Raw genomic sequence first — 20,935 nt, forward strand, 5'->3', positions numbered from 1 at the left:
GAAAAATCAAGGTTAAGCTAATAAGAGCACACGGAGGATGCCTAGGCGCCAGGAGCCGACGAAGGACGTGGCGAACAACGAAACTGCCTCGGGGAGCTGTAAGCAAGCTTTGATCCGGGGGTGTCCGAATGGGGAAACCCAGCTGTGGTAATTCGCAGTTACTCATTTCTGAATACATAGGAAATGTAGAGGCAGACCAGGGGAACTGAAACATCTAAGTACCCTGAGGAAGAGAAAACAATAGTGATTCCGTCAGTAGCGGCGAGCGAACGCGGAACAGCCTAAACCTAAGAGCTTGCTCTTAGGGGTTGTGGGACGTCTCACATGGAGTTACAAAGGAATATGGTAGGCGAAGAGGTCTGGAAAGGCCCGCGATAGAGGTAAAAGCCCTGTAGCCTAAACTGTGTTCTCTCCGAGACGGATCCCGAGTAGTGCGGGGCACGTGAAACCCCGTATGAATCCAGCAGGACCATCTGCTAAGGCTAAATACTACCTGGCGACCGATAGTGAAACAGTACCGTGAGGGAAAGGTGAAAAGCACCCCGGAAGGGGAGTGAAATAGAACCTGAAACCGTGTGCTTACAAAAAGTCAGAGCCCTATTTATGGGTGATGGCGTGCCTTTTGTAGAATGAACCGGCGAGTTACGTTTAACATGCAAGGTTAAGCCGAGAAGGTGGAGCCGCAGCGAAAGCGAGTCTGAATAGGGCGATTTAGTATGTGGACGTAGACCCGAAACCGTGTGATCTACCCCTGTCCAGGGTGAAGGTGCGGTAACACGCACTGGAGGCCCGAACCCACGTACGTTGAAAAGTGCGGGGATGAGGTGGGGGTAGCGGAGAAATTCCAATCGAACTCGGAGATAGCTGGTTCTCCCCGAAATAGCTTTAGGGCTAGCCTCGGTATAAGAGTAGTGGAGGTAGAGCACTGATTGGGTGCGGGGTCCGCAAGGATTACCAAGCTCAGTCAAACTCCGAATGCCATATACTTATTGCCGGGAGTCAGACAGTGAGTGCTAAGATCCATTGTCAAAAGGGAAACAGCCCAGACCATCAGCTAAGGTCCCCAAGTGTGTGTTAAGTGGGAAAGGATGTGGAGTTGCACAGACAACCAGGATGTTGGCTTAGAAGCAGCCACCATTGAAAGAGTGCGTAATAGCTCACTGGTCGAGTGACTCTGCGCCGAAAATGTAACGGGGCTAAACACACCACCGAAGCTATGGCTAGATACGTATGTATCTGGGGTAGGGGAGCGTTGTATGTGGGTTGAAGGTGTACCGTAAGGAGCGCTGGACAGCATACAAGTGAGAATGCCGGTATGAGTAACGAAAAGATCAGTGAGAATCTGATCCGCCGAAAGCCCAAGGTTTCCTGAGGAAGGCTCGTCCGCTCAGGGTAAGTCGGGACCTAAGGCGAGGCCGAAAGGCGTAGTCGAAGGACAACAGTTTGAAATTACTGTACCACCGTAATCCGCTATGAGCGATGGGGTGACGCAGGAGGGTAGTGACGCGGACTGATGGATATGTCCGTCTAAGCAGTGAGGCTGATGTGTAGGCAAATCCGCACATCATTAAGGCTGGGCTGTGATGGGGAGCGAAAATTGTAGTAGCGAAGGTCATGATCTCACACTGCCAAGAAAAGCCTCTAGCCAGGAGAAGGTGCCCGTACCGCAAACCGACACAGGTAGGCGAGAAGAGAATTCTAAGGCGCGCGGAAGAACTCTCGTTAAGGAACTCGGCAAAATGACCCCGTAACTTCGGGAGAAGGGGTGCCCCGGTAGTGTGAATAGCACGAGGGGGCCGCAGTGAAAAGGCCCAAGCGACTGTTTAGCAAAAACACAGGTCTGTGCGAAGCCGCAAGGCGAAGTATACGGGCTGACGCCTGCCCGGTGCTGGAAGGTTAAGGGGAGTGGTTAGGGGTAACCCGAAGCTATGAACCGAAGCCCCAGTAAACGGCGGCCGTAACTATAACGGTCCTAAGGTAGCGAAATTCCTTGTCAGGTAAATTCTGACCCGCACGAATGGCGTAACGACTTGGGCGCTGTCTCAACGAGAGATCCGGTGAAATTTTAATACCTGTGAAGATGCAGGTTACCCGCGACAAGACGGAAAGACCCCATGGAGCTTTACTGCAGCTTGATATTGAATTTGGGTACGATCTGTACAGGATAGGTGGGAGCCGTAGAAATCGGAGCGCAAGCTTCGGTGGAGGCGCCGTTGGGATACCACCCTGATCGTATCTAGGTTCTAACCTAGTACCCTTATCGGGTACGGGGACCGTGTCAGGCGGGCAGTTTGACTGGGGCGGTCGCCTCCTAAAGAGTAACGGAGGCGTTCCAAGGTTCCCTCAGAATGGTTGGAAATCATTCGAAGAGTGCAAAGGCATAAGGGAGCTTGACTGCGAGACCTACAAGTCGAGCAGGGACGAAAGTCGGACTTAGTGATCCGGTGGTACCGCATGGAAGGGCCATCGCTCAACGGATAAAAGCTACCCTGGGGATAACAGGCTTATCTCCCCCAAGAGTCCACATCGACGGGGAGGTTTGGCACCTCGATGTCGGCTCATCGCATCCTGGGGCTGAAGTAGGTCCCAAGGGTTGGGCTGTTCGCCCATTAAAGCGGTACGCGAGCTGGGTTCAGAACGTCGTGAGACAGTTCGGTCCCTATCTGTCGTGGGCGCAGGAAATTTGAGAGGAGCTGTCCTTAGTACGAGAGGACCGGGATGGACGTACCGCTGGTGCACCAGTTGTTTCGCCAGAAGCATGGCTGGGTAGCTACGTACGGACGGGATAAGCGCTGAAAGCATCTAAGCGTGAAGCCCCCCTCAAGATGAGATTTCCCAATTAGTAAGACCCCTTGAAGACGACGAGGTAGATAGGTTGGAGGTGGAAGTGCAGTAATGCATGGAGCTGACCAATACTAATCGGTCGAGGGCTTATCCTATACTTAGAACGCAAATTCAATTCGGATTCAGTTTTCAGGCGACTCAAGCCTGAGCATTTACGCTGTAAATGCCCGTTTGGTGGCGATAGCGGAGGGGTTCCACACGTACCCATCCCGAACACGACCGTTAAGCCCTCCAGCGCCGATGGTACTTGGACCGAAGGGTCCTGGGAGAGTAGGACGCCGCCAAGCGGAAAACCACATTACCCGTGGTATTTTTTTTGCCCTTAATATTGATGTGTCTTAAAAAGGGCCTTTAGCTCAGCTGGTTAGAGCGCACCCCTGATAAGGGTGAGGTCGGTGGTTCGAGTCCACTAAGGCCCACCATATTCCCTGATAGCTCAGTTGGTAGAGCACTCGACTGTTAATCGAGTTGTCACAGGTTCGAGTCCTGTTCGGGGAGCCATTTATGGAGAGGTGTCCGAGTTTGGCCGAAGGAGCACGATTGGAAATCGTGTAGGCGCCACAAGCGTCTCGAGGGTTCGAATCCCTCTCTCTCCGCCACAAAGTTTATTAGCATGGCCCGTTGGTCAAGGGGTTAAGACACCTCCCTTTCACGGAGGTAACATGGGTTCGAATCCCATACGGGTCATAACATGGAGGCTTAGCTCAGCTGGGAGAGCATCTGCCTTACAAGCAGAGGGTCGGGGGTTCGATCCCCTCAGCCTCCACCATATTCATTTAAGAACGACGCGGGGTGGAGCAGCCCGGTAGCTCGTCGGGCTCATAACCCGAAGGCCGCAGGTTCAAATCCTGCCCCCGCAACCAAATTTTCCTTAAGCATGATGTTTTGGGACTAGCTGGCGTAGTGTAAATGAATAGTATATACTTATTAAATGACGCGGGGTGGAGCAGCCCGGTAGCTCGTCGGGCTCATAACCCGAAGGCCGCAGGTTCAAATCCTGCCCCCGCAACCAATTTACTCTTATGCATTATGTCTATGGAACCGTGGTGTAGTTGGCCTAACATGCCTGCCTGTCACGCAGGAGATCGCGAGTTCGAATCTCGTCGGTTCCGCCATTTAGTTAATTATTGTTGGGGATTAGCCAAGCGGTAAGGCAACGGACTTTGACTCCGTCATGCATAGGTTCAAATCCTATATCCCCAGCCATTAATGAGAGCCATTAGCTCAGTTGGTAGAGCACCTGACTTTTAATCAGGGTGTCGAAGGTTCGAGTCCTTCATGGCTCACCATTATTTTTAAAGTGTGCGCGTGTGGCGGAATGGCAGACGCACCAGACTTAGGATCTGGCGTTTCACGACGTGGGGGTTCAAGTCCCTTCACGCGCACCATATTTTGCGGAAGTGGCTCAGCGGTAGAGCATCGCCTTGCCAAGGCGAGGGTCGCGGGTTCGATTCCCGTCTTCCGCTCCATAATTTTTGCGCCCTTAGCTCAGCTGGATAGAGCGTTTGACTACGAATCAAAAGGCCGGGAGTTCGAATCTCTCAGGGCGCGCCATTTTTATTAATAAGTAATTACATGTTTTGACGGGATGTAGCTCAGCTTGGTAGAGCACCTGGTTTGGGACCAGGGGGTCGCATGTTCAAATCGTGTCATCCCGATTTTATACCTTTGCGGGTGTAGTTCAATGGTAGAACTTCAGCCTTCCAAGCTGATAGCGTGGGTTCGATTCCCATCACCCGCTTATAATTAAGAAACACCTGTCTATTATAGACAGGTGTTTTTTTGTATAGTTACATTCATATGGATACAATAGAACTTAGGGATTTTAGTTGAGGAGGTAGCTATGTTCGAATTTGAAGCTAAATTAGTGAGACCTGATGCAAGTGGGAGCTGGACTTATCTTAACGTCCCTTATGATACTGAAGAAATATTTGATACAAAGTCCAGGATACAGGTAAAAGGAAATGTAAATGGAATCCCCTATAGAGGAACGCTTATGCCCCATGGAAACGGAAAGCATTTTATGGTGGTAAAGAAGGAACTGCGAGATCTAGCCAAAGCTCAACCTGGTGATAATGTGCGCGTGACGATGGAGCAAGATCATCAATTACGTGAGGTAGAAGTCCCAGAAGATTTTCTCGATGCGCTGAATAGTCATCAGCAGGCAGAGGCTTTTTTTAACAGTCTGGCTTATTCTTATCAGAAGGAGTATGTGACTTGGATCGAAGGAGCGAAAAGACCCGAAACCAGAGCATCTCGTATTGAAAAATCAATTAGTAAGCTGGCTGAAGGATTGCGGCTTAAATAAGAGTGTGAAGTGTTAGCAGGCTGAATAGATGAACAGCGTCCTCTTCCAATAGGATTGAAAAGGGACGCTGTTAATGTTGGTGGATATGTGCGAGTTGGCTTAAATAAGAACGGCTACCTCACCACAATTCACAAACTTAATACTTTCGATCTTTACCGATAACTCACCTGAAGGTATAGCTAACTGACATGTACTGCCGATTTGAGCTAACAGCAGCTGCATGCCAATAGGCGAGAGCATTGAAATCTTGTTATCATTAGGTTCTGCCTGGTTTGGAAATACGATGGTGTAGGAATCTGTAGTATTGTCGTCTAAGTAGCGTAGCTGAAGCTGACTTCCAATCAATACGAGGGAGTTCAATTCTTCTCCATTAAAACGGGAAAGTAATTGTTCCAGCTCGGAGCAATAACGGGACAACAGCGTTTCAGCATTACTTCTTTCTTTGCTTCGTTCCGGGAAATACTGATTTAGAAATGCGATTTTTTCCTCATCAAAATAAATAAGCTGCTGGACCAGTTGTGTCCTTGAACCTTCATAAATTAGACTATGGCTCATAGTAGATTTCACCCCCTCTAAGTAGCACATTCTTTGCAAATTTGTTATGACGCGTTGCCATATTAAAATCCCTCCTATACAAATAGAGGTCCCCTAGAGGGAACCTTCTGATCAGTATAACAGCTTCTATATGTAAATCCAATCCATTTTGTGAAGGCAATTAATTCTTACTAAATATTGTATTTAAAACGTTTGACTATTGTATAGTTGGGTGCTATGATAGGCTGATGTTATAGGCATTTCGTAGAAAACTGCGGAATGCCTATACTATATTTCGAAGATAATTTTACATTAAATGTTACCAGGGGAGTGATACGCCATGTACATTTCGTTGAGTTTACCTATAGAATCTAGACATAAAAAGTAACTAAAATTTATTAAAGGAGAGATCAGGATGATTCAAGTAAAAGAGTTTGTAGATGCTGATAATTCGTATGCTGAGAATAAGGCTAATGAGTTCTTGGCAGGGCTGCGTGAGGAACAGGTTGTGAATATCTGTTACGGTTCGGTAGTTAAATCTTCACGTGATGGGGCAGAGCATCAAAGAAGCAGTATACTGGTCGTGTATAAGACAAATGAAGGGCAATAACTGGAATACTTTTTTTTCGTGCTTATCTGTTGTCTCCACGCTATGCATCGTGATCGTTCTTATATATTATATGTTTTAGCAATCAATAGCTTTTCTTATGAAAAAAGAGGACCTTTCCCATTTACGGGTAAAGGTCCTCTTTGATTGTATAAGTGCATTTACAGTCTTATACTCCGTCTGGGACGGATAATCCTAATCCGGATGCAACACGCTGTCCCAGTTCGGGATCAGCTTTATAGAAATGAGCAATTTGTCGAAATTTAATATCGTTACTTTCTACTGGTGTCATAGCGCCTACGATATTTTGAACAAGACGGGTACGTTCTTCTTCACTCATCAGGCGATACAAGTCACCAGGTTGTGTATAATGGTCATCACTATTATAGGAGACACTGTCGGCATTTCCAGATACTTCGAAAGGTGATGTTTTGTACTGTGGTGCTTCTTTAGGTCCACCTAAGCTGTTAGGTTCGTAATAGGCACCGGATCCGCCATTGTTGCCGAGTGCCATGCCACCGTCACGTTGATAGTTCTTCACTTCTACTTTTGGACGGTTGATAGGCAGGCTGTTATGGTTAGGACCTACACGGTGACGGTGAGCATCGCCGTAAGCAAACAGTCGACCCTGTAGCAATTTATCAGGAGAAGCTTCAATACCAGGGACGAAAGAGCCAGGTGAGAACGTAACTTGCTCTACTTCCGCGAAGTAGTTCTCTGGATTGCGATCCAGTACCATGCGGCCAACCTCAATTAATGGATAATCTTTTTGCGACCATACTTTAGTTACATCGAATGGATCGAAGTGGTAAGTGTTCGCATCTTCGATCGGCATAATCTGCACGTAGAGCTTCCACGCTGGGAAATCTCCTTTATCAATAGCATTGAACAAGTCTTCTGTATGATAATCTGGGTTCTCCCCAGCGATTTTGGCGGCAAGATCTGGAGCAAGGTTCTTAATGCCTTGTTCTGTTTTGAAATGATATTTCACCCAGACAGCATTGCCTTCGGCATTTACCCACTTGAAGGTGTGGCTTCCGAACCCGTGCATATGTCTTAGCGTAGCTGGAATTCCGCGATCTGACATCAAAATCGTAACCTGATGTAGAGATTCCGGTGATAAAGACCAGAAGTCCCAAACGGCATTAGGGTTCTTTAAGTGTGTCTGTGGATCGCGCTTCTGTGTATGAATAAAGTCCGGGAACTTGATTGCGTCACGAACGAAGAATACGGGTGTGTTGTTACCTACGAGATCATAGTTTCCTTCTTCGGTATAGAATTTCACAGCAAAACCACGAGGATCCCGTACAGTATCAGCAGAACCTAGCTCACCAGCTACGGTTGAGAAACGGATAAACATAGGGGTACGCTTGCCTACCTCAGATAAGAAATTAGCTTTTGTATATTGAGTTAAATCCTGAGTGACCTCAAAATAACCATGAGCGCCAGCACCCTTAGCATGAACGACACGTTCAGGAACACGTTCTCTGTTAAAGTGGGCTAATTTTTCAAGCAGATGGACATCTTGCAGCAAAGTAGGACCGCGATCACCGGCTGTCATTGAATTTTGATTGTCGCCTACTGGAGCACCCCAGCTGGTCGTAAGATTATTATTGGAGCTCATTAATAGAATCACCTCATAAGATTTGATTTTAGATTTAGTATAAGTTCTATATTAATGTTTTTTGGGGAAAATGCAACACTTTTTGAATAATTGACACATTACAGTATGTGGTAATCGTCGTCCCATTCAGATATATATGATAGATAGAGTGATTAATTACTAAGCAGAGTTAAAAAAGAAACAGCGCACCTCTACCATCACTGGAGGGTGCGCTGTTCTATTTTAATATAGAAATATCTGTTTCCTATACTTAGCCTTTAATGTACATTTTGTTGTAATACTCATCTAACATTCTTTTAGTGGCAAATTCAGTACGAGTGGTTTCAATACTCTTCTTCATCATTTGTACCCACTGTTCACGATTCTCATAATAGGTTGGGAGTACTCGATTCAATAGGGTGTCGTATAGCGCATCACTATCATGCTTATCCAGAACCTCGAAGTCAGTAGTCTCGAAGCCATCTCCAATCTGCCAGCCATTCTCGCCATCCATACAGGCTTCCGGCCACCAGCCATCTAAAATAGAGCAGTTCAATACGCCGTTCATGGCGGCCTTCATCCCGGAGGTTCCGCTAGCTTCCAGTGGTCTACGCGGATTGTTGAGCCAAATATCAGAACCGCGTGTCAGCTGTGCGCCGATAGTCATATCGTAATTCTCCAAGAAGACAACACTCTTCGGATATTTTTTCATCATCGCCACTAAATTGCTGACGATTTTTTTGCCGTTATCATCGAGTGGATGGGCTTTGCCAGAGAAGACGATTTGTATTTTGCCAGACTCCAGATAAGGCTCAATAATTTCCGGCTGCGAGAAAATCAGGTCACTACGTTTATAAGGAGCAGCTCTGCGTGAGAAGCCGATGAGTAGGTTGTCAGCATTTAGACTAATGCCGGACCGTTCTTTGATGAAGTCAATCAGTTCGCTTTTAATTTCTTTATGCACTGCCCATAGATTGCCATTTTCTTCATAGGCTTGAGTCATTCTTTCATCTACCCAGGTAGGGGTATGAATGGCATTTGTGATTCCAATGATGTCCGATCTTCCAGCAACCTCTTTCCACATTTTATTGGCTGTATCCGCATGAAGCTGCGCTACTGCATTAGATATGCGGGAGAGTCGCAGACCGGCTACCGTCATGTTGAACGGCTCACCACCGATGCGCTCCATCTGGTCGCGGGTTAAACCATTGAATGCACTCATATACTCTAGGCGGTCGAGCGGATGGGTTTCGTTGCCTTCTTTTATCGGCGTATGTGTAGTGAACACAACCTCTTCCCGAGTAGCTTTCCAAGCTTCCTCAAAGGTGCTGCCTCCGGACATTTTCTCGCGAATGAGCTCGATAGCTGCAAGGGCCGCATGACCTTCGTTGAAATGATAGACATCAATTGGAATGCCCAGAGCACGCATAGCTTTTACTCCGCCGATACCGAGTACGATCTCTTGCGCGATCCGTTCCTCGCCGAACCAGCCGTACAATTGTCCAGTAATCCAAGCATCGTTATTCTCGGGGATATCTGTATCCAGTAAATACAACGTGCTGTTGCGAAAATAATCAGTCTTCCATACTTTGCACACCACATCGATCTTTCTAACTTTAACGGTTACCTTCACCCCTGTATCTTCAAGGAAATCATAAACATAATTGTGATAGGAGTCGTACGGATTGCCGTTCGCATCAATTTTTTGGTCCGTATAACCTTGTTTCCACTTCAGCCCGATAGGGACGATAGGAGCATTGATGTCTTTGGCTCCCTTAATGTAGTCACCGGCGAGAATTCCAAGTCCTCCGGCATACATTTTGAAATCGGAATGTAACCCGTACTCCATACTGAAATAAGCTACTGATGGTAATTTTTGTTCGTTCACTTGATAAGCCTCCTAATCGCGGATTAGATTGAATTGCAGTAAAGCTGCTGGCATTATCTACGATGCAAACGTTTGCTCAAAAAATAGTAAACAATCGTTGTGGAAGCGATTGCACCATCATTCTAGCACACTTTATCTATAAAAGCATAACGTCAATTTGGTGAAAATATCCAATTAGGGGCAAAATCAACGGAAGTGATTGATAAAGTGAAGGGAAGACCCTAAGATAAAGAGATTGAAGAAATAATTAATGGTGGTGTCTAAGTTGAGTATAGTTGTGATTGGAAGCTTAAATATGGATATGGTAGTACGTACGAACCGGGCACCGAATGCAGGAGAAACGCTTATGGGACAAGCATTTGCTTTATCACCCGGTGGAAAGGGAGCAAATCAAGCCGTTGCTGCAGCACGTCTGGGTGCTGAGGTTAGTATGATCGGCAGCGTCGGAAAAGATACCTTTGGAAGCGAAATGCTGGAGATTATTAAGCAGGAAGGTATTCATATAGAACATATCTCGGTGAGTGAGACTGAGGCAACAGGTGTAGCATCAATCGTTATTGAAGAAGATGGAGAGAATCGGATTATCGTTGTACCCGGAGCGAATATTGATCTCTCTGTAGAGGATATACAAGCGTTAGAGCCTGTAATTAGTCAGGCTGAGCTGATTGTGATGCAGCTTGAAATGGAACTTGCGATGAGTGAGCATGCTATTGCCATTGCACATCGTTATGGAATTCCAGTTATTCTGAATCCAGCACCAGCTAGAGTACTTAAAGATGAGATGTTAGGTCAAGTATCGTATCTGACACCTAATGAGACGGAAGCAGGAATTTTGACTGGAATGACGGTAGATAGTTTAGAGGCTGCTGAGCAGGCGGCCCGTATTTTGCTGCAAAAAGGTGTTAAGAACGTGATCGTAACCTTGGGATCTAAAGGCGCACTGATCGTTAATGCTGAGGGTGCTAAGTCAGTGCCGGGATTCCCGGTCAAAGCGATAGATACGGTTGCTGCCGGAGACTCATTCAATGGGGCATTAGCCCAGCAATTGGTCTTAGGCAAAACGTTGGAGGAAGCAGTGAGCTTCGCTAATGCTGTTGGAGCACTGGCTGTAGGGAAAGAAGGCGCGATCCCATCGCTACCGCTGTTGTCAGAGGTTGAACAGTTTCTAAAGCATGTATCGGTAGTAGAATAAACAGTACAGAATCTATAGTAGACGATTGGATAAGGGGCTGAAATAATGAGCAGGACAGTAATCGTTAAAAATGTGATCATTGGCGAAGGAATCCCTAAAATATGTGTTCCGTTGATTGGAGCTACCTTGTCTGAACTGAAGCAGGAAGCCGAATCATTGAAAGAGCTTAGTCCCGATTTAGTGGAGTGGCGGACGGATTTTTTTGATGAAGTTGAAGATGTAGAGGCGATCAAGTCAGCGCTAAAAGAAATCCATTCTGTAATTCCGGAGTTACCGCTGATTTTTACTTTTCGGAGTGCCAAAGAAGGCGGCGAAAAGCAGGTCAGCACGGAATATTACATAACATTGAATATAGCTGCTGCCGAAAGCGGCCTAGTAGATATAATTGATGTTGAATTATTCAATGAGGAACAGGATGTTAAGCTACTAGTCGAGACTGCTCATTCTCATAACGTGTCTGTCATTATCTCGAATCATGACTTTCATGGAACACCTTCTCAAGAGGAGATCATCTCTAGACTATGCAAGGCACAGGAGCTTGGTGGTGATTTGCCCAAAATTGCGGTGATGCCTCAGAATGCGGGGGATGTACTGACTTTACTGGAAGCGACCCATACCATGAAGGAACAATATGCAGATCGCCCGATTATTACGATGTCTATGGCGGGTGCTGGGGTAATTAGCCGTCTAGCCGGTGAAATATTCGGTTCAGCGCTTACCTTCGGAGCGGCACATAAACCTTCTGCACCTGGGCAGGTAGCTGTGGTTGAGCTGCGAAATGCACTGTCTCTGCTGCATCGCAGTCTTTAAGGTTATTAGCAAGGTTCCGGATAATAGAAATAGAGCGTTGACCGGATTTCCGGTACCGCTCTATTTCTATTTTATTATTTTGTTCCCGTGTATACGTGAACGGCATCTCTTAAGAACGCTGCAAGTCCAGGGCGATGCTTGTCGTAGTAATTGGTAAAACGTTCATCATCCACATACATTTTCGCAACACCAGCATGTGCCTCTTTGGAATAGGAATCCCAGTAGAAGGATAGCCACTGGCGGTGTAGATCAGCACTTTTTTGTGCTAATACACTGGCAGGATCTCCATGCTCCATAGCCTGTACGAGCGTCTCGAACATTTCCTCCTCAAGCTGCTGTATAGCCGCATATTGCTCCTCTGTCATACCTTTAAGCTTCTTGTTGGATTGATCCACGGTGCTGTCTCCGTATTTTTCCCGGATTTCTTGACCATATTTCTTCTCGTTATCCTCTACCAGCTTTTGCTTAAAGCCTTCAAATTTTTCAGCGTCACTCATAGTAATTCTCCCTTCTTGGTGAGCCAGCGTCTGTTCGACGTTAGCGATTAATAGATCTAATTGCTGTCTCTTTTCAAGCAGTTTGTCATGATGCTCTCGTAGCGCTTTGGTCCCGTCGAATGAGGGTTCAGTCATAACAGCTTTGATACGTTCCAGACTTAAGCCAAGCTCCCGATAAAATAAAATTTGCTGTAGTAGATCTACTTCGGCGTGGCCATAGATACGATACCCCGAGGAGTTGATTCTCGCCGGCTTAAGAATGCCAAACTCATCGTAGTAGCGCAGGGTTCGCGTACTGATTCCAGCTAGCTCTGCGAGCTTCTGTACTGTGTATTCCGTAGTATCACCTCCCACAAATTCAATGTACACCTTTACGTAGCGTGAAGGTCAAATGTTTTTTTGGCGTATCCAAAACAGCGGCAGTTACCCGCTGAAGATCATTGGGAGGACTGCCGCTGCTATGATGATTTGCTGATGTTTAAAGTTATTTTTGACCCATCTGCGCCGCAAAATAATTCTGTAATTCCTCTAATTTCCGAGGATCGGTTAGGGTTGTTTTGTCTGAGAAGTAATGTTCGAGAACGAGGTCCCAGGTGGGCACTATTTTTTGTGAGTTCATCGCTTTAATAGCGACTTTGACTGTCTTGCGTTCTTTGGCATTAGAGAAGGTATCTACGTAATGCTGTGAGCGCTCGAAATCCAGATCGTTAAAGACAGCGCGGAAGATTTCCGAAGTCATCTTTGCATCATCCAACGCACGGTGAGCTGATCCAGACGGCTCAAGTTCAAACAAAGCCATCGCGCTTTCCACGCTGACATCATTGCTTAGGCCGCGAGCCCGCAGCACACCCTTCAGTAAATCGAAATACGTTGCGGACATCCAGTAGGAGTCGTCCATCTTGTGCATGCGCACATCCTGAATGATTCGTTTCATGTCCTCGCCACCCCAAGTAAGCAGCAGAACTCCTTCTGTACTTAGATCAAGCCACTCTCTAAACGCAGTGATGACTTTCGGGAAGCGGGGTGCGATATCGATTTCCTCTTGGGGAATGCCGGTTTTTTTCTTAATAAAAGAATTAAGGGTAGAGAAATATATGGGTTTGATCAAGGAAGAAAATTCATCCTTATACTGCAATGAAGAGTCTAACCGGACGGCTCCAATCTCAATGACCTCCATAGGGTGCTCGCTGGCAAACTTACGGCCGTTGAATTCGATGTCCAGAATAATATAATCCACAGGTACTTGCCTCCGTTCCATGACTGACGCTGTAGTGCTTAATACGTCGACTACTCTATTTTAACAAAAAAAGCGATGTAATGGGGAGTATGGGAACAAGCTAATATTGGAACATAAAAAAGAACCTGCACTATGCGGGTTCTTTTTATGTCTATAAATGAGCAAAAAAGATTGCAGGAAATAAAGTGAGACGATTAATGCTCCGGAACGGCAGTGGGTTCAGGCTGATGAATTGGCTGTTCCAGCAGGACAGATCCGTCTTCAAGACGAAGCCAGGTATCGAAGTCTTGGATGCCCTGGGTCATTCTGATGACGCGTGCACCCCGCATAAAGCCTTCTTTTCCATAAGTATTGTAACCCGTAGCTCGGCCATAGGAAAGACGTATGCCATACAGGCTGCCCGTAAAATCATTGATATGGTCATGTCCGCAGAAGGTGCCAAGCACATCACCCATTTCAAGCAAAGCCGAGAATAATCCCGAGTTAACCTCAGGTGAGCATACACGCTCATACTTATGCCCATGACAGACTTGTGTAGACCAGGCCTCACGATATTCCGGAATCGGGATATGGAAGAAAGCCAATGCAGGCAGCCTGTTCTCAGTAGTTTTAGGATTCAACCGAGCGGATTCAGCAGTTAGCCAGTTGATTTGATTCCGGCTAATCCAATTGTAGCCTGGGATATGCGCCATTTCGGAGTAGCTGCCAGAGTCAATAAAATAAAGGACAGCGGCTGCTTGGCCATCCTGATCTTTTATTTCAAGCGTGTAATTGCCTGAACCTTCAAGATCCTCTGGACCGGCTTCGGCCAGACAGTGGGGATGTTCCAAAGCAATCTGCATTAGTTCACTGCGGGAAATCAGGGTTTCTGTATCATGGTTGCCAAATACGAAGGCCCAAGGAGTACCCGTCTTCTCCACAGCAGCGACAGCATCCCGAAAAGCTTGGGCGGGGTCTTCACAAGCCTTTTCACCAGGTGATACAGGGGCGGTGTAAATTAGATCTCCCGTGAAAACGACAAGATCAGGTTGTTCCGCTTCCAGAACGCGTTCCATCAGTTCACGAGTACGCTGATCTTCGGCTCTTCCATCCATCCAGTGAAGATCAGTGAATTGTACAATTTTCAAGGTTCCATCTTGCTGAAATGATAAGCTGTGTCTCATTGGGGTTATCTCCCTTACTGTCTAATATAATTAGCCGATCCAGATCCGCTGGGTGAAATGGTCTCCGGAGCTTCTACCAATCATAATATCAAATTCCCCGGGTTCGAAGAGCAATTGATCGTCTTTTCCGTAGAACATCAGCATATCTCTAGTGATCTCGAAAGAAACCACTTGTTTCTCATGCGCTGCGAGTGTAATTTGTCGGAAGCCTTTTAGCTCTTTGACCGGGCGGACGACACTTGCGCTGACATCGTGGATATAGAGTTGAACGGTTTCCTTGCCGGCGATGTCTGAAGTATTCTCCACCTCAATGGAGGCAACAACCCGATCGGCAGCATCAACCTTGAAGTTGCTGTAATCAAAACTGGAGTAGCTCAAGCCATAACCAAAGCAGAATAGCGGATCATTTGGGCAATCCAGATATCGGGTTACATAACGCACATTGGGATACAGGGGATCATAGGGACGTCCCGTCTGATAAGCGTTGTAATAGACAGGAATTTGCCCAACCGAGTAAGGAAAGCTCATTGATAAACGACCGGACGGATTATAATCTCCGAACAGTACATCAGCTAGTGAGTTTCCGGATTCTGTACCCAGAAACCAGGCTTGCAGCAAAGCGTCGCTAGCCTCAAGAATTGGCTTCAGTTCCAGCGGTCGACCGCTAAATACAAGGGTAACAATCTTTTTACCGGTATCTTTCAGACGCCAGATTAGCTTCTCCTGATTGGTCGACAGACGCAGATTGGTCTTGCTTCCGCCTTCCCCGGTGTCCTGCTGATTCTCACCTACAGCAGCGAGAATTACATCGCAATCTTTCAGGCGCTGGAAGGCTTCTTCGATTTCATCCTCCACATCAAAAACACCCTCTAGCATGCTTCCCAGCTCACCAGTCATGGCCGTAATAATATCTGAGGCAGATGTTTTTTGAGAAACGCCATTGTAGAGTGATACGGCAGGATCTTTTTCCGTTCCAGACCAGCCGCCTAGCACATGAATGGAGGTGGCGAAGGGACCGGCCATACCAATCTTCATGCCGCGTTTAAGGGGCAGAGTGTCATTGTCATTCTTCAGCAGCACCACTGAGCTGGCACCCAGCTCTCTTGCGGCTTGCAAATGCTCCGCGCTTGGCGTAGTCGCTTCATCAACCAGCGGATCTGCATCCTTGAACGGATTGTCAAACAAGCCGAGCGCGTCTTTGAGTTCTAGCACCCGTATGACCGCCTCATCGATCAATGAGATATCAAGCTTGCCTTCCTCGACCAGATCAGCGCCGTGGTTAAGATAATGGGTGGACATCATTTCAATATCCAGTCCGGCAGCCAGACTTTTCTCCGCTGCTTCACGGCCATCCTGCGCAGCGCCATGAGGGATCAGCTCATTGACGGAATTGAAATCGGCAATCGTAACGCCGTTGAAGCCCCATTCCTCACGCAGAATTCCGCGGAGAAGTTTGGAATTGCCGCTTGCTGGTATACGATCAATCGTATTAAATGCGGCCATCACCATGGCTACACCAGCATCTACTGCAGCCTTATAGGCTGGCAGATAGAACTCTCGTAATACACCGAGAGACATATCCACCGTATTGTATTCTCGACCGCCTTCGGGAGCGCCATAGCCAGCGAAGTGCTTCACACAGGCAGCGATACGTCCTTTTTCTTTCAGGTCTTTGCCCTGATAGCCTCGTACCATGCTCTCGGTCACACGGGCATTCAGATAAGGATCTTCCCCAGATGTCTCCATCACCCGTCCCCAGCGTGGATCGCGTACGAGATCCGTCATAGGGGAGAAAGTGAGGTGAATGCCTGCAGCCGCGCTCTCTTTGGCTGCAATTTCAGCAAACCTTTCGCAGGCTTCAAGGTCAAAGCTACAACCTATCGCAAGCGGAATAGGAAGGATGGTTCTGTAACCATGAATGACATCTGCCATGATGAGAAGGGGAATCTTCTGTCGGCTGGATTGCAAATGCCGGGTCTGTAGATCAATCACATTCCTGGCACCAATGCCGTTTAGAACGCTTCCTATGTTCTCCATTACCTGCGGCTTAATGTTCAGTTCCTTGAATGGACCGGTTAAATCCACGGTATCATCCAAACCCCAATAGTGAGGGCCTAGCTGGGTTAATTGGGCCAATTTTTCTTCTAGCGTCATATCATTCACAAGATCTTGGATAAACGGTTTAGTCATGGTTAACACCTTCCTCGTGTACCGCATTGAAAGTTATTGTGACAAATAGATGTGCTATACCAATAAGAAAGCGCTTGCGATTTGAGTTCGCCGCTGTGCACACAGATAACTATTATTGGATGAGACATGAAATAGATTAGAACGGGGAGTTCATCGTCAGACATCATATATAGAGGCTGACATATGTGTGAAAGAACAGATAGAAACGTTTCCATTAACGATACATATCGATATTAGTCCGAAGACCATAAAAAGTCAATTATCTTCGTGAAATCAGCCGATTTATGATATTTAGGATGTGAAATGTGATTTTTATTACTAGAAAAACAAAAATAAAATGAATTGACAGCGCATACATCTAGGGAGTATGATTTTCGTACAGGGAGTTTCAAAGAAATTATGGAAACGTTTCTATATCATCCGATACGCTTTATCATAAAGGATGAGCAATCAGTTTCAAGCTGGTTGCGGGACAAGAAAGGAAGCTAAGTTATGCATGTGATGAAATGCATCTTTCAAATTGGAGGTGGGCTCATTGGCAAGAATTAAGCTTGCGGGTGGAAATATTGTCCGGGAAGTCATTAAGAACAAAGTGCTTTTTCTAATGTTGCTGCCTGTAATCCTATACTTCATTATTTTTCACTATGCCGTAATGCCTGGCGCTTACGTCGCATTCGTAGATTACAAGCTCAATAAGGGTATTTTCGGAAGTAACTTTATCGGTCTGAAAAACTTCGAGTTTTTGGTTCAAAATGGCGATCTGTGGAATATTACCAAGAACACGCTGCTCTACAACATCGTTTTCCTAGCTCTGGGTAACATTATTCAAATTGTGTTTGCCATTATGCTTTCGGAGATCTCGGGCAAGTGGTTCAAGAAAGTGTCTCAATCCGTTATTCTCCTACCTTACTTTATCTCTATGGTTATCGTCGGTGTGTTTGCCTACAATATATTCAATTTCAATTCCGGGTTCATCAATACGATGCTAACCGGAATGGGGCTAGACCGTTACGAGTTTTATTCTGATCCGGGCATATGGAAATATATCATTGTAGCCTTCAAGATCTGGGCCGCTACCGGATATGGAATGATTGTCTATCTGGCAACGATCACAGGGATTAATCATGATCTGTACGAGGCTGCTTATATGGACGGAGCCACTACCTGGCAGCGGATCCGTTATATGACCTTACCGATTCTGAAGCCAACCTTTATTCTGCTTTTACTGTTTGGTATGGGTGGAATTCTCAAGGGCTCCTTTGACCTTTTCTATAATCTGATCGGTACGAACTCGGTGCTGTATCCGCAGACGGATATTATCGATACCTATGTCTTCCGTTCACTGGTGGGACAATTCAACTTCTCTATGGGCGCCGCTGTGGGCTTCTACCAATCCATGTTTGGCCTGATTCTGGTGCTAGTAGTTAACTTTATTGTACGCAAGGTCGAGCCAGACAGCGCATTGTTCTAAAACCAGACACGAAACAGGGGTGATGAATATGGAAACTCAAAAAATCAAACAGGATTCGGGAAGTATTATCATAAAAGTGATTAGCTATATCTGCATTAGTATCTTTGCACTGTTCTGTGTATTTCCCTTCGCACTAATGATCTCATCATCGTTCATGAACGAGCAGGAAATTGTCCGTGAAGGCTACAAGCTGCTGCCTAAGGAATTTTCATTTAAGGCTTACGAATTGTTATTTAACAACTCTACGCAATTGGTAAATGCTTATAAGATTACTATTTTTATAACCGTAGTGGGTACGGTCCTTGGACTGTTCATGATGTCGATGGCTGGCTTCGTGCTTAACCGCAAGGATTTCAAGTATCGCAACTTCTTTTCCTTTCTAATTTATTTTACGACACTCTTCAGCGGTGGCTTGATTCCAACGTACATCCTGATGGTCAAGCACCTGCATATGAAAGACAACTTATTTGCCATGATTCTACCTGCTGTAGTTGGCGCATGGTCGATCTTCCTGATGCGTAATTTCATGAAGGCGATTCCGGATTCCTTATATGAATCTGCTACCATTGACGGTGCTGGCGACTTCCGTATTTATTGGCGGATATTTATTCCGCTGGCGGTTCCTTCCTTAGCTACCATCGGGCTTTTCTCGGCGATAGGCTTTTGGAATGAGTGGTACAACGGGATGTTATATATGGACTCCCCGACGAAATATCCACTCCAATACTTCTTGCAGCGAATGGTCAATCAGACGAATCTCGGTACACTAATCAACTCGGGGGCAGTTATCAATACGGCTGATCTTCCAACGCAATCCATCAAGATGGCTACAGCTGTGCTGGCCACCGGGCCAATTATTCTCCTCTATCCATTTGTACAGCGTTATTTCGTAACAGGCCTCACCGTCGGGGCTGTAAAGGGTTAATGGACGTCTCCTTTTCGAAGGCGCGTTTATTATAAATGCAATTCATAAATAGAAGAGAAAAGGGAGGCTTACCTAATGAAAGGTAAAAAAATTGCGTCTTCTTTAATTGCTGTACTCATGCTTACTGGGGCATTGACAGCCTGTTCATCGAAGAACAACGAGGCAAGTAATGATCCGGCAGCTACGAAGGCACCAGAAGCTTCAACGAATGCAGGAGGAGTAGATACTTCTAAAGAAGCTAAGTTGGTGTACTACCTGTGGGGCAGTGAAGGCGTTCAAAATAAGGCGATTCTTGCTGAGATTAACAAAAAGCTCAAGGCTGATCTCAACGCTACAATTGAAGTGAAGTATATTGACTGGCCGGATATCAATACGAAATATCCGTTGCTATTTGCTTCTGGTGAGCAGTTTGATATGTCTCATGCATCTCCTGGAGCACCAGTATCCTATTTTACATTAGCTAGTGAAGGCGCTTTAGTGGACCTTACCGATATGCTCGATAAAGTTGCTCCTAAGCTGAAAGCGGAAATCCCTGCTAGCGTGTGGGAGAATACTAAGTACAAAGGTAAAATCTATGGTGTTCCGAGTCTTTATAGCGAATACACACCAAATGGTTATGCTTATCGTGTAGACTTGCTGAAAAAATACGGCATGGAAAAAATTACAACTATCGATGATATGGTTAAATACATGGATAATGTTGTTGCCAATGAGTCCTTCCCACCAATTAACGGTAAGTCTGAAGATGCGGCCAATATGTTCAGAATGCTCGTAGATACTACAGGAATGTGGCTTAACGCACCTGGTATATCTTTGAATGAACTGAATCTTGTGACCAAAAGTCCAGAGGACTACAAGACCGTCTTCCATCCAGCATACACTCAAGAATTTGAAGATTGGGCTGTGAAGATGCGTGAATGGGCAGATAAAGGATACTGGGGCAAAGATGTGCTGTCTGCAACTCTTGGTAGCAAAGATAACTTCAGAGCAGCAAACTCCGCAGGTTATTTGACTCATGCTCAGGACTGGATCGGCCAATACGGTGCAGATTTGAAGGCACAACCAGAGGCAGAAACTGCATTCTTTACTTTTGCGGAAGCCAACAAGAAGATCAAACGTAAGATGGGCGTTGACAACTCGACTGTAATCAGCACGAACTCCGAGAATCCAGAGCGCTCTCTGATGGTGATCGAGAAGTTCATGACTGACGAAAGCTACTACAACCTCATCCAAAACGGTATTGAAGGCAAACAATATGTTATGGAAAATGGTGTTAAAAAGCAGCCTGCAGGTTTCAACGAAAAAACGGACGGCGGAGGTTTCGCTGCTTGGTCACTTCGTAATGACAAATTCGTAGTTCCTACGGATACAGAAAATCCAATTCGTAACTCCTTGTTTGCAGAGTGGGATAAAGTCGCTATCGATGATCCATACAATGGCTTTAGCTTTGATCCAGCTAATGTAACTACAGAAATTGCTTCTATCTCCAACGTGAATTCCCAGCTTGGTATTCAATTGATGCTTGGTAAAACAAGCAAAGATCCTAAAGCTGCTGTAGCGGATTACCGTGAGCAACTGAAAAAAGCAGGAATTGACAAGGTTATTGCCGAAGTAGAAAAGCAATTGGCTGAGTTTGTTCCAGTGAACTAAAGAACGTTAAAAGGTG

General features: G+C 46.1%; 14 protein-coding genes, 15 tRNA genes and 2 rRNA genes. 24 read left to right on the top strand and 7 right to left on the bottom strand.

Features of this window, described 5'->3' with window-relative positions; translation table 11 throughout:
• Positions 1–10 precede the first annotated feature (10 nt).
• From QNH28_RS04130 to QNH28_RS04215, 18 genes are all read left to right on the top strand, one after another.
• A 23S ribosomal RNA gene (locus QNH28_RS04130) occupies positions 11–2,939 on the top strand.
• Positions 2,940–3,014: 75 nt separating this feature from the next.
• Positions 3,015–3,131: ribosomal RNA gene (rrf, locus tag QNH28_RS04135) — 5S ribosomal RNA — on the top strand.
• A 58-nt stretch (positions 3,132–3,189) separates the two neighbouring features.
• Positions 3,190–3,266 (top strand) — tRNA-Ile (locus tag QNH28_RS04140).
• Between the two features lie 3 nt (positions 3,267–3,269).
• Positions 3,270–3,345 (top strand) — tRNA-Asn (locus QNH28_RS04145).
• Between the two features lie 5 nt (positions 3,346–3,350).
• Positions 3,351–3,443: transfer RNA gene (locus QNH28_RS04150), tRNA-Ser, on the top strand.
• A 16-nt stretch (positions 3,444–3,459) separates the two neighbouring features.
• Positions 3,460–3,531, top strand: a tRNA-Glu gene (locus QNH28_RS04155).
• A gap of 6 nt (positions 3,532–3,537) precedes the next feature.
• Positions 3,538–3,613 (top strand) — tRNA-Val (locus QNH28_RS04160).
• A 17-nt stretch (positions 3,614–3,630) separates the two neighbouring features.
• Positions 3,631–3,707, top strand: a tRNA-Met gene (locus QNH28_RS04165).
• Positions 3,708–3,779: 72 nt separating this feature from the next.
• Positions 3,780–3,856, top strand: a tRNA-Met gene (locus tag QNH28_RS04170).
• A 25-nt stretch (positions 3,857–3,881) separates the two neighbouring features.
• A tRNA-Asp gene (locus QNH28_RS04175) sits at positions 3,882–3,959 on the top strand.
• Positions 3,960–3,975: 16 nt separating this feature from the next.
• A tRNA-Gln gene (locus QNH28_RS04180) sits at positions 3,976–4,050 on the top strand.
• Between the two features lie 7 nt (positions 4,051–4,057).
• Positions 4,058–4,133, top strand: a tRNA-Lys gene (locus QNH28_RS04185).
• A 15-nt stretch (positions 4,134–4,148) separates the two neighbouring features.
• A tRNA-Leu gene (locus tag QNH28_RS04190) sits at positions 4,149–4,232 on the top strand.
• A 6-nt stretch (positions 4,233–4,238) separates the two neighbouring features.
• A tRNA-Gly gene (locus tag QNH28_RS04195) sits at positions 4,239–4,313 on the top strand.
• A gap of 8 nt (positions 4,314–4,321) precedes the next feature.
• Positions 4,322–4,398 (top strand) — tRNA-Arg (locus QNH28_RS04200).
• Positions 4,399–4,428: 30 nt separating this feature from the next.
• Positions 4,429–4,502, top strand: a tRNA-Pro gene (locus QNH28_RS04205).
• A 12-nt stretch (positions 4,503–4,514) separates the two neighbouring features.
• Positions 4,515–4,585, top strand: a tRNA-Gly gene (locus QNH28_RS04210).
• A gap of 102 nt (positions 4,586–4,687) precedes the next feature.
• Positions 4,688–5,152 carry a YdeI/OmpD-associated family protein gene (locus tag QNH28_RS04215; protein ID WP_283910290.1) on the top strand — a complete coding sequence of 155 codons (465 nt, stop codon included), beginning with the start codon at positions 4,688–4,690 and terminating at the stop codon, positions 5,150–5,152.
• A 99-nt stretch (positions 5,153–5,251) separates the two neighbouring features.
• Here QNH28_RS04215 and QNH28_RS04220 read toward each other — a convergent pair whose 3' ends face one another.
• On the bottom strand, positions 5,252–5,707 hold the full coding sequence (locus QNH28_RS04220) for a GreA/GreB family elongation factor (protein ID WP_283910291.1): 456 nt from the start codon (positions 5,705–5,707) through the stop codon (positions 5,252–5,254).
• A gap of 394 nt (positions 5,708–6,101) precedes the next feature.
• Here QNH28_RS04220 and QNH28_RS04225 point away from each other — a divergent pair, with 394 nt between their 5' ends.
• Positions 6,102–6,296: a sporulation protein Cse60 gene (locus QNH28_RS04225; protein ID WP_042184993.1), complete on the top strand. Its 195-nt coding sequence runs from the start codon at positions 6,102–6,104 to the stop codon at positions 6,294–6,296.
• Positions 6,297–6,462: 166 nt separating this feature from the next.
• On the opposite strand, the gene katA is transcribed toward QNH28_RS04225, so the two are convergent.
• Both katA and glgP read right to left on the bottom strand, forming a co-directional pair.
• Positions 6,463–7,917: a catalase KatA gene (gene katA / locus QNH28_RS04230; protein ID WP_283910292.1), complete on the bottom strand. Its 1,455-nt coding sequence runs from the start codon at positions 7,915–7,917 to the stop codon at positions 6,463–6,465.
• A gap of 250 nt (positions 7,918–8,167) precedes the next feature.
• Entirely contained in the window at positions 8,168–9,784 is a 1,617-nt protein-coding gene (gene glgP, locus QNH28_RS04235; RefSeq protein ID WP_283910293.1) for an alpha-glucan family phosphorylase, read from the bottom strand.
• A 265-nt stretch (positions 9,785–10,049) separates the two neighbouring features.
• Here glgP and rbsK point away from each other — a divergent pair, with 265 nt between their 5' ends.
• Positions 10,050–10,976 (top strand): ribokinase, encoded by a 927-nt coding sequence (rbsK, locus tag QNH28_RS04240; protein WP_283910294.1) that lies wholly within the window; start codon positions 10,050–10,052, stop codon positions 10,974–10,976.
• A 45-nt stretch (positions 10,977–11,021) separates the two neighbouring features.
• Positions 11,022–11,786, top strand: coding sequence for a type I 3-dehydroquinate dehydratase (gene aroD / locus QNH28_RS04245; RefSeq protein ID WP_283910295.1), 765 nt, complete (start codon positions 11,022–11,024; stop codon positions 11,784–11,786).
• A 74-nt stretch (positions 11,787–11,860) separates the two neighbouring features.
• Here the strand turns inward: aroD and QNH28_RS04250 are convergent, their stop codons facing one another.
• From QNH28_RS04250 to bglX, 4 genes are all read right to left on the bottom strand, one after another.
• A complete protein-coding gene (locus QNH28_RS04250) occupies positions 11,861–12,637 on the bottom strand; it encodes a MerR family transcriptional regulator (protein WP_283910296.1) in 777 nt (258 codons plus the stop codon).
• A gap of 130 nt (positions 12,638–12,767) precedes the next feature.
• Positions 12,768–13,541, bottom strand: coding sequence for a 3'-5' exonuclease (locus QNH28_RS04255; RefSeq protein ID WP_283910297.1), 774 nt, complete (start codon positions 13,539–13,541; stop codon positions 12,768–12,770).
• A gap of 173 nt (positions 13,542–13,714) precedes the next feature.
• Positions 13,715–14,683 (bottom strand): metallophosphoesterase family protein, encoded by a 969-nt coding sequence (locus tag QNH28_RS04260; protein ID WP_283910298.1) that lies wholly within the window; start codon positions 14,681–14,683, stop codon positions 13,715–13,717.
• 30 nt (positions 14,684–14,713) lie between these two features.
• Positions 14,714–16,873: a beta-glucosidase BglX gene (gene bglX / locus QNH28_RS04265; protein WP_283910299.1), complete on the bottom strand. Its 2,160-nt coding sequence runs from the start codon at positions 16,871–16,873 to the stop codon at positions 14,714–14,716.
• 535 nt (positions 16,874–17,408) lie between these two features.
• Here bglX and QNH28_RS04270 point away from each other — a divergent pair.
• From QNH28_RS04270 to QNH28_RS04280, 3 genes are all read left to right on the top strand, one after another.
• Positions 17,409–18,344 (top strand): ABC transporter permease, encoded by a 936-nt coding sequence (locus tag QNH28_RS04270; RefSeq protein WP_231573385.1) that lies wholly within the window; start codon positions 17,409–17,411, stop codon positions 18,342–18,344.
• Positions 18,345–18,372: 28 nt separating this feature from the next.
• The gene (locus QNH28_RS04275) at positions 18,373–19,269 is read left to right on the top strand and encodes a carbohydrate ABC transporter permease (RefSeq protein ID WP_218832580.1); all 897 of its coding nucleotides are present in this window, start codon (positions 18,373–18,375) and stop codon (positions 19,267–19,269) included.
• 75 nt (positions 19,270–19,344) lie between these two features.
• Entirely contained in the window at positions 19,345–20,919 is a 1,575-nt protein-coding gene (locus tag QNH28_RS04280) for a DUF3502 domain-containing protein (protein WP_283910300.1), read from the top strand.
• The last annotated feature ends 16 nt before the right edge of the window (positions 20,920–20,935 follow it).

Origin of the sequence: Paenibacillus sp. G2S3 (genome assembly GCF_030123105.1) — a bacterium.
Classification (GTDB): Bacteria; Bacillota; Bacilli; order Paenibacillales; family Paenibacillaceae; genus Paenibacillus_AQ.